This is a genomic window from Serratia sp. 2C06, assembly GCF_050037615.1.
Classification (GTDB): domain Bacteria; phylum Pseudomonadota; class Gammaproteobacteria; order Enterobacterales; family Enterobacteriaceae; genus Serratia; species Serratia ureilytica.
In genome coordinates, this window is sequence record NZ_CP188299.1 from 3,329,108 (window position 1) to 3,342,517 (window position 13,410).

At 59.7% G+C, this 13,410-nt stretch carries 13 protein-coding genes; 5 read left to right on the forward strand and 8 right to left on the reverse strand.

Translation table 11 applies throughout. From position 1 onward, the window contains the following. Positions 1–367 precede the first annotated feature (367 nt). A complete protein-coding gene (gene hxpB, locus ACP3TA_RS16545; protein ID WP_094142158.1) occupies positions 368–1,033 on the reverse strand; it encodes a hexitol phosphatase HxpB in 666 nt (221 codons plus the stop codon). 64 nt (positions 1,034–1,097) lie between these two features. Continuing rightward, positions 1,098–2,378 (reverse strand): HdeD family acid-resistance protein, encoded by a 1,281-nt coding sequence (locus tag ACP3TA_RS16550; protein WP_046686946.1) that lies wholly within the window; start codon positions 2,376–2,378, stop codon positions 1,098–1,100. A gap of 185 nt (positions 2,379–2,563) precedes the next feature. Here ACP3TA_RS16550 and ACP3TA_RS16555 point away from each other — a divergent pair, with 185 nt between their 5' ends. Further along, complete coding sequence (locus tag ACP3TA_RS16555) at positions 2,564–3,124, forward strand: YniB family protein (protein ID WP_025302601.1); 561 nt, start codon at positions 2,564–2,566, stop codon at positions 3,122–3,124. A 35-nt stretch (positions 3,125–3,159) separates the two neighbouring features. On the opposite strand, the gene ACP3TA_RS16560 is transcribed toward ACP3TA_RS16555, so the two are convergent. From ACP3TA_RS16560 to ghoS, 6 genes are all read right to left on the reverse strand, one after another. Then, positions 3,160–4,029, reverse strand: a complete 870-nt coding sequence (locus ACP3TA_RS16560; RefSeq protein ID WP_426784380.1) for a fructosamine kinase family protein — start codon at positions 4,027–4,029, stop codon at positions 3,160–3,162. A gap of 240 nt (positions 4,030–4,269) precedes the next feature. Next, entirely contained in the window at positions 4,270–5,124 is an 855-nt protein-coding gene (locus tag ACP3TA_RS16565; RefSeq protein ID WP_033642865.1) for a metal ABC transporter permease, read from the reverse strand. Beyond that, a complete protein-coding gene (yfeC, locus tag ACP3TA_RS16570; RefSeq protein WP_016927980.1) occupies positions 5,124–5,984 on the reverse strand; it encodes an iron/manganese ABC transporter permease subunit YfeC in 861 nt (286 codons plus the stop codon). Before yfeC ends, ACP3TA_RS16565 begins: the two co-directional genes overlap by 1 nt. Continuing rightward, complete coding sequence (locus ACP3TA_RS16575) at positions 5,984–6,874, reverse strand: manganese/iron ABC transporter ATP-binding protein (protein WP_033642866.1); 891 nt, start codon at positions 6,872–6,874, stop codon at positions 5,984–5,986. The genes yfeC and ACP3TA_RS16575 overlap by 1 nt, the downstream gene beginning before the upstream one ends. Beyond that, positions 6,871–7,815 carry a metal ABC transporter substrate-binding protein gene (locus ACP3TA_RS16580; protein WP_033642867.1) on the reverse strand — a complete coding sequence of 315 codons (945 nt, stop codon included), beginning with the start codon at positions 7,813–7,815 and terminating at the stop codon, positions 6,871–6,873. The genes ACP3TA_RS16575 and ACP3TA_RS16580 overlap by 4 nt, the downstream gene beginning before the upstream one ends. Before the next feature lie 131 nt (positions 7,816–7,946). Further along, complete coding sequence (gene ghoS / locus ACP3TA_RS16585) at positions 7,947–8,246, reverse strand: type V toxin-antitoxin system endoribonuclease antitoxin GhoS (RefSeq protein WP_033642868.1); 300 nt, start codon at positions 8,244–8,246, stop codon at positions 7,947–7,949. Positions 8,247–8,355: 109 nt separating this feature from the next. Here ghoS and ACP3TA_RS16590 point away from each other — a divergent pair, with 109 nt between their 5' ends. The 4 genes from ACP3TA_RS16590 to ACP3TA_RS16605 all read left to right on the forward strand — a co-directional run bounded on the left by ACP3TA_RS16590 (position 8,356) and on the right by ACP3TA_RS16605 (position 13,185). Beyond that, positions 8,356–9,021, forward strand: coding sequence for a transglycosylase SLT domain-containing protein (locus ACP3TA_RS16590; protein ID WP_004931439.1), 666 nt, complete (start codon positions 8,356–8,358; stop codon positions 9,019–9,021). Positions 9,022–9,325: 304 nt separating this feature from the next. After that, positions 9,326–10,051, forward strand: a complete 726-nt coding sequence (locus ACP3TA_RS16595) for a gluconate 2-dehydrogenase subunit 3 family protein (RefSeq protein WP_033642869.1) — start codon at positions 9,326–9,328, stop codon at positions 10,049–10,051. Positions 10,052–10,053: 2 nt separating this feature from the next. Then, positions 10,054–11,835, forward strand: coding sequence for a GMC family oxidoreductase (locus ACP3TA_RS16600; protein WP_004931432.1), 1,782 nt, complete (start codon positions 10,054–10,056; stop codon positions 11,833–11,835). Between the two features lie 12 nt (positions 11,836–11,847). Continuing rightward, positions 11,848–13,185: a c-type cytochrome gene (locus ACP3TA_RS16605; RefSeq protein ID WP_047576030.1), complete on the forward strand. Its 1,338-nt coding sequence runs from the start codon at positions 11,848–11,850 to the stop codon at positions 13,183–13,185. The last annotated feature ends 225 nt before the right edge of the window (positions 13,186–13,410 follow it).

Below are 13,410 nucleotides of genomic sequence, written 5' to 3' on the forward strand. Positions count from 1 at the left end.
CCCAGTAGTGGAAGCAGTTACCCTGTAACCAATTGTTTATTTTCCCCTGTTTTACAACGGCTTGTTACGGCAATGGGTAACAAAGCATCGATTTTGACGGGCGAGAACAAAAAGCGGGCGATGGGGGGCGTATGGCGGTGAGAAAAAAGACGGTTGCTCGGCGTGTGGCGGGAGGAAGCGGCGGCCTTGAACCGCGCTGCGTGGCAGTGACAACGCGCCGCGGGCCGTCGCTTTCCCTGCCATGCAGCATAATGAGAACGTCATGCCAATTCAATAAAATGAAACGGTGTTTCGTTTATTTTGCGGTGCGGATCCCTTTTATGACGCAGAGCGGCAAACCCAGGGCGCCGATGGCCGGCGCCGCAGGTCAGGCAAAGTGGGCGGGGGTGAGCTGTTCCAGGGTGTCCAGCTTGTGGTCCGCCAGCGCCCAGCGCGGATCGTGACGGTATTCGGCTGCCGGGATCACGATGGAACGCATGCGTGCGGCCTTGGTGGCGATCATGCCGTTAAACGAGTCTTCCAGCGTGATGCAGCGCAGCGGATCGCTGCCCAGGCGTTCGGCGGCGATCAGGTAGACCTCCGGGTGCGGCTTGCTGTACGGCAGGTATTCGGCGGAAACCAGCTGATCGAAGTAATCCTCAAGCTCGAACATCTTCAGCACCTGCCGTTGCATGTGCAGCGGCGAGGCGGAGGCGAGACCGATGTTCAGCCCCTGGCTGCGACACAGCTCCAGCGCCTGCTGAACGCCCGGCAGCAGCGGACGCGTCTCGTGCACCAGCTCGATGGCGCGCTCGATAATCCGCGCCGACACCTCATCAAGCGAAACCCCTTGCCACGGCATCGCCTGATACCACATTTTCACCACCAGATCGATGCGCAGCCCCAGCGTGTCCGGCAGCTTGTGACGGTCGGACAGATCCAAACCCAGCGCGCCGAAGATATCCAACTCAGCCTGCAGCCACAGCGGTTCCGAGTCGATCAACAAGCCGTCCATATCAAAAATTGCGGTTTCAATGCGTTGCGAATAAGCCATTAACGGTTAACTCCTGCCGGCGCGGGTGAATGTGCCCGACACTTTATCATCGCCGGTGACGAGACTAAAACCTTTGCCTGCGCGTTTGGCTTTTGCCAAAACGCAGGATATTCCACACCTCGCGCAATTTCAGCCACCAGCGCTGGTGTTGACGCTCGGTGACCTGTTGCAACATGCGTGCGTAGTCCAGCACCAAACCCGGCGTCCAGGTCATGCTTTCGCCGCGGCTGCGCAGTACCGCCAGCATCCACAGGTTGGGATCGAGCACCAGCAACAGAAAGCGGCGCCACAGATGTTTATCGCCCAGCACGCCTTCCAACGCGCTGTCGAGCGCGCCGATGACCGTGGTGGAGCAGTTGCGCCGGGTCAGATTGTAGGTGGCGTCCTGCCGATAACGCAGCCAGAATGCGCGCAGCGCCGCCGGGTTATAGCGGTAGAATTGAATTTTCTTGTCCGGGGGGCACCAGGCGGCGATCTCGCCCGCCAGGTCGGGCAGGAAACGCCCGTCGACGTTGTTCTGTTCGCCGGCATGCAACAACTGGCGGAAATCCTGAACGGAATGGCTGATGTCGTTGAGCGGGTAGTGACTGATATACACATCCGGCGCGAGCGCCAGGGCGGCGTGACCGGTGGAGATATTGCCGCCGCCGTCGACCGCCGCGATGTATCGGTCGACGATATAACGCCGGCGCGGATCTTTAGCCGCACCAATCGGTGTCCAGACATACACCGTGAGCGGCGCAGTCTCATCCTCCGGGTGCGGTGGCTGCCGCGCGGGGTGCTGATTCAGAGAGAAGCTTGTCAGTCTCCGGGCGATACGCAATAAGGCCCAACCGGAAAGCACCATCATCACGCCGAGGCAAAAGGGCACCGTCATCCGATGCGGCGCCGGCCAGCCGACAAAAATCATCAACGAAAGCAGGATCTCGCCGCTGCCCGCCAGCGCCACGCCTTTCCATCGACTGTGTTGAATCACCGTGGAGGAGGCGATGCGCACGGCGCCGTCAAGCAGCAGCGCGCTGCCAAACACCACGGTGGCGACGATGTTATCGTCTGCGGGCACGTCCAGCATTAAAAAGGCCATAAAGACAAAACCCAATCCTTTCAGCAGCACCGGCCTGCTGGCCGAAGAGCCGATCACCAGCGCGGCGGATACCGCCACCAACCCCTCCAGCGCCAGGATGACCGCCAGGGCATCCAGCGCCAGCACCGACCGGCCATCCTGCAGGATGTCGAACAGCATCAGCGCCCCTGCGGCTATCCACAGCCAACCGAACAGCACCAGCAGACGGCGCTGACCGTGCAGCGCCTGCGCGCCCAGCAATAAGATAATCAGTCGAATCATGGCGGCCTCTGCCCGAATGGATAACGTTATCTCTTCAATGATAGTGTGCCGGCGCGGTTAAGTTTTTGATTTCGACTAATTCGGCTAAGCTTGTAGCACAGCGGGAGTGAAGAAAACGGTGGGCGAGTTTCGCCAACAGCAGGTAGACTTAGCCGATTCGGTTACGTCGCTAACAAGGGGAACACATGACGTATCAACAGGCCGGGCGTCTCGCCATTTTGAAACGCATTCTCGGATGGGTGGTTTTTATCCCGGCGTTGCTGTCGACGCTGATTTCCGTGCTGGGTTTTATCTATCAGCACAGTGAAAAAACCAAGGGCATCAACGCGGTGATGCTGGATTTCGTCCACGTGATGGTGGACATGGTGCGTTTCAACACGCCGTTCCTGAACCTTTTCTGGTACAACTCACCGGTGCCCGACGTGGATAAAAGCCTGTTCAGCGGCGCCAATCTGATGTTCATCATCATCTATATTCTGATCTTCGTCGGGCTGGCTCTGCAGGCTTCCGGCGCGCGCATGTCGCGTCAGGTCAAGTTCATCCGCGAAGGGTTGGAAGACCAGATGATCCTGGAGCAGGCCAAGGGCAGCGAAGGGCACACGCGCCAACAGCTTGAGGAGCGCATTACGCTGCCGCACCACACCATCTTCCTGCAGTACTTCCCGCTGTACATCCTGCCGATCGTGATTGCGGTGATCGCCTGGTTCGTGATCCGCCTGTTGGGGCAGTTGGCCGGCGCGGCCTGAACCATGAACGGGGCGCCGCTCGGCGCCCCGGAACGTTATGACGCTTCGGGCTGCAACAGCGCCTCCACCGCGCGTTGGGCAGCCACCAAATGCTGGCCGCCGAACAGATTGCTGCGGTTGAGCAGGTAGTACAGCTGATACAGCGGCTGGCGTTCGATAAATCCGGCCCCCAGCGGCCACACGCTCTGATAGCCGTCGTAGATCTGCGGCGGCAGCTCCGGATACAGCGGCAGCATCGCCAAATCGCACTCTCTGTCGCCCCAGTAGCTGGCCGGATCGAACAGTATCGGCCCGTTGGCGGTCATCGCGCAGTTGCCCGGCCACAGGTTGCCGTGCAGCAGGGAAGGCTGCGGCTGGTGGTGCTGCAAGCGCAGATACACCCGATCGACGATGTCGTCGATGTCGCCGAAGGTCATGCCTTTTTCCGCCGCCAGCTGCAGCTGCCAGCCGATGCGCTGCTCGGCGAAGAATTCCGACCAGCGGCGTTGCCAGGCGTTGGGTTGCGGGGTGGTGGTCAGATCGCTGTCGAAGTCGAGACCGAACTGCGGTTGCTCGCTCCACTGGTGCAGATGCGCCAGTTGTTGCCCCAGGCAGTAGGCGCCATGGGCGTCGAGGGGTTTCAACTGCTGATACTCCAGCAGCAGGAAGCTGTAGTCGCGATCGCTGCCGACGCCGTACACTTCCGGCACCCGCACGCTTTTGCTGCGCGCCAGCAGCGCCAGCTGATCGGCCTCGGCGGTGAATATCGGCAGTTGTTCACGGGCGTCGCATTTCACGAACACCTCGTTGTCACCGTAACTCACGCGCCACGCCGGGTGAATGTCGCCCCCGGGCAGTTCAATCCTTTCGCGTATCTCTGCGCTGCCAAGATGTTCACTTAACAGACGGGTAACGGCTTGCCACATGGTATTTCCCCCTCTGTGCTGCCTGATAATTCATTAGGTTAGCGTCTTTCCCGTGGTGAAAACACGACGCGGCGCACAGCCGGCGTCAAAGGCGGCGATTTTTTCAGCATCCCGCCAGCTCACAGTATATACCCTATTGATTAATTTAAGCGCAATACCGGTTGCAACTTGATGACAACGGATAAGGGGGCAGAGGAAACAGGATGCGGCGGAGAGCGCCGCCGCATCAGAGGAGGGCGTTTAACTGTCGCCCAGGGCGGTTTGGTTACGCTGTAACGGACGCAGTTTACCGTACAGTAAGGCGATAACGAACAGCACGGCCTGCACAATGACGATGCAGGGCCCGGTTGCACCGTCGATGTGGAAACTGATCAGCGTGCCGAGCACGCAAGAGAACACCGACACCACCGTCGCCACCATCAGCATGCGATCGAAGCGGCGGCACAGCATAAAGGCGATGATGCCGGGGGCGATCAGCATGGCGATCACCAGGATCACCCCCACAGCCTGCAGCGAGGCGACGATGGTCATCGCCAGCAGACACAGCAGCCCGTAGTGCAGCAGCTTGACCGGCAGGCCAATCACCCGCGCATGGTGCGGATCGAAACAGTAGAGCATGAAGTCTTTGCGTTTAAGCAACACCACCGCCAGGGTGAAGCCGGCGATCAGCAGGGTTTGCTTCAGCTCGCCGTCGGTGATGCCCAGCATGTTGCCGAACAGAATGTGGCTCAGGTGCTGGTCGGTGTCGATGCGCGAGAACAGCACCAGGCCGAAGGCGAACATGCCGGAGAAAACGATGCCCATCACCGTGTCTTCTTTCACCCGGCTGTTCTCTTTCAGGTAGCCGGTGGCCACCGCGCAGAAGATGCCGGAGAGGAAGGCGCCGATCGCCAGCGGAATGCCGATGACGAACGCCACTACGATGCCGGGCAAGACGGCGTGCGAGATGGCGTCGCCCATCAGCGACCAGCCCTTGAGCACCAGATAGCAGGAGAGCACGGCGCATACCACGCCGGTGACGATGGCGGCGACGATCGCCCGCTGCATGAACGGGTAGGCGAAGGGTTCGCTGAGCAGTTGGTAGAGCGTGTCCATCAGCGGCCTCCGGTTGGTGACTGTGCTACGCGACGTTTTGCCGCCAGCAGGCCGTGTTTCGGCGCGAAGCAGAACGCCGCCAGGAACACCAGCGTTTGCAGGGTGACGATCACCCCGCCGGTGGCGCCGTCGAGGAAGAAACTCAGGTAGGCGCCGATGCCGCTGGTCAATGCGCCGATGATGATGGCGATGATCACCAGCCGGCTGAAGCGGTCGGTCAGCAGATAGGCGGTGGCGCCCGGCGTGATCACCATGGCGATCACCAAAATGGCGCCGACGGTTTGCAGTGCGGCGACGGTGCAGGCGCTGAGCAGGGTGAAGAACAGGATCTTCAGCTTCAGCGGCGACAGGCCGATCGACACCGCGTGGCTTTCGTCAAAGAACACCGCCAGCAGATCTTTCCACACCAGGCACAGGATCAGCAGCGAAACGCCGATGATGATTTCCACCTGCAGCACGTCTTCGTCGGCGATGCCGAGGATATTGCCGAAGATGATCGACTGTACGTTGACCGAGGTGGGGTTGAGCGACACGATCAGCAGGCCGACGGCAAAGAAGGTGGAGAAGATAAAGCCGATGATGGCGTCTTCGCGCAGCCGGGTGATGTGGCGCACCAGCGTCATCGCCAGCGCCGCCAGCATGCCGGTGAAGAAGGCGCCGGCGGCGTAGGGCAGGCCGAGGGCATAGGCGCCGGCCACGCCGGGCACCACCGAGTGCGACAGCGCATCGCCCATCAGCGACCACCCTTTCAGCATCAGGTAGGCGGACAGAAACGCGCAGGCGGCGCCGACGATGGCGCTGACCCAGATGGCCTTCACCATGTAGTTATAACTGAAAGGTTGCAGCAGAAGGTCCAGCATCAGGATTGTTTCTCCCTGGCCTGACTGTTGGCAGGCGGATCGCTCTTGGTGTGGCCATAGAACACCGCCGGGCGTTCATCGTCGGTCAACACCGTGACGGTGCGCGGATCGTTGTCGTCGTGCAGATCCGGGCCGGAGAGGTTGATATGGCGCAGCACGCCGCCGAACGCCAGCTCCAGATTGCTCTGGGTGAAGGTGGTTTCGGTCGGGCCGGCGGCCAACACCGTGCGGTTGATGAGGATCACCCGATCGCAGAACTCTGGCACGCTGCCGAGGTTATGGGTGGAAACCAGGATTAAATGCCCCTCGTCGCGCAGCGAGCGCAGCAGATCGATAATGGCATTCTCGGTTTTCACATCCACGCCGGTGAAAGGCTCATCCAGCAGCAGCACCGTGCCCTGCTGCGCCAGGGCGCGCGCCAGAAACACGCGCTTCTTCTGACCGCCGGAGAGTTCGCCGATCTGCCGGCCGCGCAGCTCGCTGAGGCCGACGCGCTCCAGCGCCTTGTCGACCCGCAAGCGATCCTCGCGCGACGGAATGCGCAGGAAATTCATCTTGCCGTAGCGGCCCATCATCACCACGTCTTCCACCAGCACCGGGAAGTTCCAGTCGACGTCTTCGGTTTGCGGCACGTAGGCGATCAGGTTCTTTTTCAGCGCGTCCGCCACCGGTTTGTCGCTCAGCGACACCCGGCCGCTGGTGGGCTTGACCAGCCCCATAATGCTTTTGAACAGCGTCGATTTACCGCTGCCGTTAACGCCCACCAGCGCGCAGATAGAACCGCCGCTCAGGGTAAAACTGGCGTTATGAATGGCGGTGTGCCCGTTGTTGTAGGTCACGGTGACGTCGTCCACGCTCAATTCAGGGCGGACAAACAGCTCATGGGTCATTGATCGAATCCTTTGGCGATGGTTTGCACGGTGGTGTTAAGCAGATCGATATAGGTCGGCACCGGGCCATCGCGGGTGGACAGCGAGTCCACGTACAACACGCCGCCGTATTTGGCGCCGGTCTCTTTCGCCACCTGCCTGGCCGGCTTGTCGGAAATGGTGCTCTCGCTGAACACCACCGGAATATGGTGGGCGCGCACCGCGTCGATCACCCGGCGGACCTGTTGCGGCGAGCCTTGCTCATCGGCGTTGATCGGCCACAGATAGACTTCTTTCAGCTGATAGTCCTGCGCCAGGTAGCTGAAGGCGCCTTCACTGGTCACCAGCCAACGCTGCGCGGCCGGAATGCGCGCCAGGCGTTCGCGCAGCGGGGCGTCCAGCGCGCCGATTTTCTCTGCGTAGGCCTTGGCGTTGCGGTTGTAGGTTTCCGCATTGGCCGGATCGTGCGCCACCAGCGCTTTACGGATGTTTTCGATATATACCAGCGCGTTGCTCGGTGACATCCAGGCATGCGGGTTCGGGTTGCCGTTATAGGGCCCTTCACGGATTGGCAGCGGGGTGATGCCTTCGGTCACGACCGCCGCCGGCACCTGCTTGATGTTCTCGAAGAATCGCTGGAACCAGCGTTCCAGGTTCATGCCGTTCCACAGGATCAGGTCGGCGTGCTGCGCTTTGACGATATCGCGCGGGGTGGGCTGGTAATCGTGGATCTCGGCGCCCGGTTTGGTGATGGATTCCACGACGGCGGCGTCACCCGCCACGTTCTGGGCGATATCCTGAATGATGGTGAAAGTGGTCACCACGCGCAGCTTTTTTTCCGCCAGCGCGGGTTGGCTGACCAGAGCGGCGCCGAGCAGCAAACAGGCGAGCGTGAAGGGGCGTAACAGTGCGGCAGCGCGGGGAGGGCGACTGCGACGAAAAGCGCAAGTTATCAATGGCATGATGACGTCTCCTGGTTCAAATGAAAATGATTATCAATATCAATTGAAGCGAAGTCAAGCGTCACTTGCCCACCGCCGGCGGGGCTATTTCTCCAACTGAAAAATAATACCGTCCGGGGAGTTATAGCATTTTATGTATCAGTATGTAACCGCTGAAGGTAGTCCTTACAGGTGCAGATCGCCACCTCCGGCTGTTTTCCCAACGCCAACTGCCCGAACCCCTGCGCCAGTCGCTGCACATCCTCTTGATCCAGAACGGTTATGAACGCAAAACTGTTGCTGCCGAGCTCATGATGAACGCCATTTTCGTCTGTCACCGACGTGACAAAACCTTCACGGGTCAATTGCCCGGTCAGCTTGGCCAGGTCGGTCAGTCCCGCTTCCTGATAGCGAAAAGTCACCACAAAGCAGCTTGTTGCAGATTGACTCATAAATCACCTCTTGGTATATGGATAGCTTGAGATTAGTCCAAAAAATTACTGCAGGTGTCCTTACAAGTTGTATATGCTACGCAACTCATTGAAAGGAGTGAGGGATTCTGTGAAAACAAAAATAGGTTGCCTTACGGCAATTTTGCTTTTGTCGGGGTGCGCCAAAGACCCGCAAACGGCGAGCAATATTTCAGGCAGTGGCACAACGCGCGGCGGTTGGTTAAAACCCCCTCCGCAGGCACCGGTAAACCGCACAGGCACCCCGGTTGCTTATAACGATTACATTCGTCAGGCCGCCAGCAACTACGGCGTCGACGAAACGCTGATTAAAGCGATTATTCAGGTGGAGTCCGGGTTTAACCCGAACGTGGTCAGCACCTCGAACGCAGTGGGATTGATGCAGCTGAAGGCTTCTACCGCCGGCCGCGACGCCTATCGCATGAAAGGACGAAGCGGGCAACCCAGCTCGCGTGAGCTGAAGGATCCGGCGGTCAATATTGATCTGGGAACGGCCTATATCAATATTCTTCAAAGCCAGCAGCTAGCCGGGATCAACAACCCACAGACTTTGCGTTACGCCACCATCGTTTCGTATGTGAACGGGGCGGGCGCCATGTTGCGCACTTTCTCCTCGGACAAGCGCGTGGCGGTTAATCGCATCAATCAGATGAGTCCGGATGAGTTTTATCAGCACATCCAGAAAAAGCACCCGGCACCGCAGGCGCCGCGCTATTTATGGAAAGTGACCACCGCTTATCAGGCGATGTCGCAGTAATCCCATCCTTTGAATCGGCCGCCGAACGCGGCCGATTTTGTTTTCGGCGTCAGTTTTTAGCGCGACCCGCCTCTCATTTTTCGTTATTTCCTCATCGCTTATCAGAAAAACCGCACAAAAAGTTAAATTTACGTTAGCAGATAAATCTTTACGTTCATTCAATAAGTTACCGGTAACATTTTTGCTTTTGCTCGCATTCTGACCTTCAATAAATAGACAAATAAGTAACAAATTATTTTAAAAACCCGTATCGATCGCAAGGTTGCGGTTAAATAGTTGTGACTATCTTTGGATGGAATGTGACATGTCGAATCATAAAACCAACAATTCGCGGCGCGATTTCTTGTTGAAATCGATGACCTTAATTCCTGCGGCGGTAATTGGTGGCAGCGGCGTTGGCGCGCTGACGGCACCGGCACCAGCGGTCGCTGCCTCGAACACTTCAACGCAGAACGATTACCAACCGACCTTTTTCACCCCGGAAGAGTGGGCCTTCATCAAGGCCGCCGTCGCGCGCCTGATCCCGGCCGACGAACGCGGCCCTGGCGCGCTGGAAGCCGGCGTGCCGGAGTTTATCGATCGCCAGATGAACACGCCGTACGCCACCGGTTCCATCTGGTACATGCAGGGGCCGTTCAACCCCGATGTGCCGAAGGAGATGGGCTACCAGCTGCCGCTGGTGCCCAAGCAAATCTACAACCTCGGCATCCATGACGCCGACGCCTACAGCAAGAAAACCGCCGGCAAGCCTTTCGCCGAACTGGATGGCGCGCAGCAAGACGCCCTGCTGCAAAAGTTCGAGTCCGGCGAGGCGGAGTTCCAGCAACTGCCGTCGAAACTGTTCTTCTCCTATCTGCTGCAAAACACCCGTGAAGGTTTCTTCAGCGATCCGATCCATGGCGGCAACAAAGACATGGTTGGCTGGAAGCTGATTAATTTTCCGGGCGCGCGCGCCGATTTTATGGACTGGGTTGAGCGAGGGGAGCGTTATCCCTTCCCGCCGGTCTCGATTCGTGGGGAGAGGGGCTAACCATGGCAACGGTAATGAAAAAAGTAGACGCGGTGATCGTCGGCTTCGGCTGGGTGGGCGCGATCATGGCCAAAGAGCTGACCGAGGCCGGCCTCAACGTGGTGGCGCTGGAGCGCGGCCCGATGCGCGACACCTACCCGGACGGTTCTTATCCGCAGGTGATCGACGAGCTGACCTATAACATTCGACGCAAGCTGTTCCAGGATCTGTCGAAAAGCACCGTCACCATTCGCCACAACAGCAGCCAGACCGCGGTGCCTTACCGCCAGCTGGCGGCGTTCCTGCCGGGCACCGGCGTCGGCGGCGCCGGTCTGCACTGGTCGGGCGTGCATTTCCGCGTCGATCCGATCGAACTGCGCATGCGCAGCCATTATGAAGAGCGCTACGGCAAAAACTTCATTCCGAAGGACATGACCATCCAGGACTTCGGCGTGACCTACGACGAGCTGGAACCGTTCTTCGACAAAGCGGAGAAAGTGTTCGGCACCTCCGGCACCGCCTGGACCATCAAAGGGCAGAAAGTGGCGCAGAAGGGCGGCAACCGCTTTGCGCCGGATCGCTCCGACGACTTCCCGCTGCCGGCGCAGAAAAACACCTACTCCGCCCAGCTGTTCGAGAAAGCGGCGCTGGAGGTGGGTTACCACCCTTACAACCTGCCGTCCGCCAACACCTCGGACTCTTACACCAACCCGTACGGCGCGCAGATGGGTCCGTGCAACTTCTGCGGTTTCTGCAGCGGCTACGCCTGCTACATGTATTCCAAAGCCTCGCCGAACGTCAACATCTTGCCGGCGCTGCGCATGGAGAAACGCTTCGAGCTGCGCACCAACGCCAACGTGCTGAAGGTCAACCTGACCGATGACAAGTCCCGCGCCACCGGCGTGAACTACGTCGATGCGCAGGGCCGTGAGATTGAACAGCCGGCCGACCTGGTGATCCTGGGCGCGTTCCAGTTCCACAACGTGCACCTGATGCTGCTGTCCGGCATCGGCAAGCCTTACGATCCGGTTACCGGCGAAGGCGTGGTCGGGCGCAACTTCGCCTACCAGAACATGACCACCATCAAGGCGTTCTTTGATAAAGACGTCTTCACCAACCCGTTCATCGGCGCCGGCGGCAACGGCGTGGGCGTGGATGACTTCAACGCCGACAACTTCGATCACGCCAAAGAAGGCTTCGTCGGCGGTTCGCCGTTCTGGGTCAACCAGGCGGGCACCAAGCCGATCTCCGGCCTGCCGACCCCGCCGGGTACCCCGGCCTGGGGCAGCAAGTGGAAAGCGGCGGTGGCGGATGCCTACACCCACCACGTCTCGATGGATGCCCACGGCGCGCACCAGTCGTACCGCAACAACTATCTGGATCTCGATCCCAACTACAAGAACGTGTTCGGCCAGCCGCTGCTGCGCATGACGTTCGACTGGCAGGAAAACGACATCAAGATGGCGCAGTTCATGTACGACAAGATGGCGCCGATCGCCAAGGCGATGAACCCGAAACTGATCGCCGGCAGCCCGAAAAACGCCAACAGCCACTTCGATACCACCAGCTACCAGACCACCCACATGAACGGCGGTGCGGTGATGGGGGAAGATCCGAAGACCAGCGCGGTCAACCGCTATCTGCAGAGCTGGGATGTGCACAACGTGTTCTCGATCGGCGCATCTGCCTTCCCGCAAGGGCTGGGCTACAACCCGACCGGCACCGTGGCGGCGCTGGCTTATTGGTCTGCCCGCGCCATTCGCGAGCAGTATCTGAAAAACCCAGGCCCATTGGTGCAGGCATAAGGACGGCGAACGATGAAAGCATTTGTACCGGCACTGGTTCTCAGTGCAGTGAGTTTCTCCGTTTGGGCGCAGGACGCCACCGTCAGCAGCGAGCTGATCAAGCGCGGCGAGTACCTAGCGCGCGCCGGTGACTGCGTGGCCTGCCATACCGATGGCAAGAACGGCAAGACCTTCGCCGGCGGCCTGGCGATGGAGACGCCAATCGGCACCATCTACTCGACCAACATTACGCCGGACAAGAAAACCGGCATCGGCGATTACAGCTTCGAGGATTTCGACAACGCGGTGCGTAAGGGCGTAGCCAAAAACGGCAGCACCCTGTACCCGGCGATGCCGTACCCGTCGTTCGCGCTGGTGAAAGAGGACGACATGCGCGCCATGTATGCCTATTTCATGCACGGCGTGCAGCCGGTGGAGCAAGCCAACAAGGACTCCGACATCCCGTGGCCGCTGTCGATGCGCTGGCCGCTGAGCATCTGGCGCGGCATGTTTGCGCCGTCGCCGGCGGATTTTGTCGCCGACGCCAAGGCCGATCCGGTGATTGAGCGCGGCCGCTACCTGGTGGAAGGCCTGGGCCACTGCGGCGCCTGCCATACCCCGCGCAGCATCACCATGCAGGAGAAAGCGTTGAGCAACAGCGAAAGCGACGACTACCTGTCCGGGAGCAACGCGCCGATCGACGGGTGGGTGGCTTCCAGCCTGCGCGGCGACCGCAAGGACGGCCTGGGCAGCTGGAGCGAAGCCGAGCTGACCGAGTTCCTGAAAACCGGCCGTAACGACAAAGCCATCGTGTTCGGCGGCATGAGCGACGTCGTGGAGCACAGCCTGCAATACCTGAGCGACGACGATCTGACCGCCATCGCGCGCTACCTGAAATCGCTGCCGCCGAAAGACGGCAAACAGCAGGCGGCGCCGGTCGAAGACAGCGTGGCCAAGGATCTGTGGCGCGGGAATGACAGCAAGCCCGGCGCGGCCCTGTATGTTGATAACTGCGCGGCCTGCCACCGCACCGACGGCGTGGGCTACAAGCGCGCCTTCCCGTCGCTGAAGGGCAATCCGGTGGTGCAGACCGAGGACGCGACCTCGCTGATCCACATCGTGTTGACCGGTAACACCACGCCGGCGGTGCAGGGCGCGGTGTCCAACATCACCATGCCGCCGTTTGGCTGGCGTCTCAACGATCAGCAGGTGGCGGACGTGGTGAACTTCATCCGCACCAGCTGGGGCAACAGCGCCAAACCGGTGAGTGCCTCCGACGTGGCCGACGTGCGTAAAGACCGCTCGATGATCCGCGACGAGAAGGAGATGGGCAGCGCCGAGGTGCCGGACCATCCGGACGCGAAGAAGTAAACCGCTTAAGGGCTCCGCAAGGGGCCCTTAGCTTTTCCTGCTTGCGCCGGTTTTTTCAGCATTTCCTGTTCGCAAATCGTCCGTTCGGCCGATAAAACATAGACCCGCAGCGGATTTTTCATTATCCTTTGCCGTCCTTTCATCAGGCGTAAGTATGAAATATCGCTTTAATTCACTGATTACTATTAAAAAATTCGCGGAGAAGGATATCCCGTTAGGCGCAAT

Excerpts from the sequence above, each read along its gene's own strand:
- ACP3TA_RS16580 (WP_033642867.1), bottom strand. The coding sequence starts at position 7,815 with ATGCCATTGATAACTTGCGCTTTTCGTCGCAGTCGCCCTCCCCGCGCT.
- ACP3TA_RS16600 (WP_004931432.1), top strand. The coding sequence starts at position 10,054 with ATGGCAACGGTAATGAAAAAAGTAGACGCGGTGATCGTCGGCTTCGGC.
- ACP3TA_RS16565 (WP_033642865.1), bottom strand. The coding sequence starts at position 5,124 with ATGGACACGCTCTACCAACTGCTCAGCGAACCCTTCGCCTACCCGTTC.
- hxpB (WP_094142158.1), bottom strand. The coding sequence starts at position 1,033 with ATGGCTTATTCGCAACGCATTGAAACCGCAATTTTTGATATGGACGGC.
- ACP3TA_RS16595 (WP_033642869.1), top strand. The coding sequence starts at position 9,326 with ATGTCGAATCATAAAACCAACAATTCGCGGCGCGATTTCTTGTTGAAA.
- ghoS (WP_033642868.1), bottom strand. The coding sequence starts at position 8,246 with ATGAGTCAATCTGCAACAAGCTGCTTTGTGGTGACTTTTCGCTATCAG.
- ACP3TA_RS16605 (WP_047576030.1), top strand. The coding sequence starts at position 11,848 with ATGAAAGCATTTGTACCGGCACTGGTTCTCAGTGCAGTGAGTTTCTCC.
- ACP3TA_RS16575 (WP_033642866.1), bottom strand. The coding sequence starts at position 6,874 with ATGACCCATGAGCTGTTTGTCCGCCCTGAATTGAGCGTGGACGACGTC.
- ACP3TA_RS16560 (WP_426784380.1), bottom strand. The coding sequence starts at position 4,029 with ATGTGGCAAGCCGTTACCCGTCTGTTAAGTGAACATCTTGGCAGCGCA.
- ACP3TA_RS16555 (WP_025302601.1), top strand. The coding sequence starts at position 2,564 with ATGACGTATCAACAGGCCGGGCGTCTCGCCATTTTGAAACGCATTCTC.
- ACP3TA_RS16550 (WP_046686946.1), bottom strand. The coding sequence starts at position 2,378 with ATGATTCGACTGATTATCTTATTGCTGGGCGCGCAGGCGCTGCACGGT.
- yfeC (WP_016927980.1), bottom strand. The coding sequence starts at position 5,984 with ATGCTGGACCTTCTGCTGCAACCTTTCAGTTATAACTACATGGTGAAG.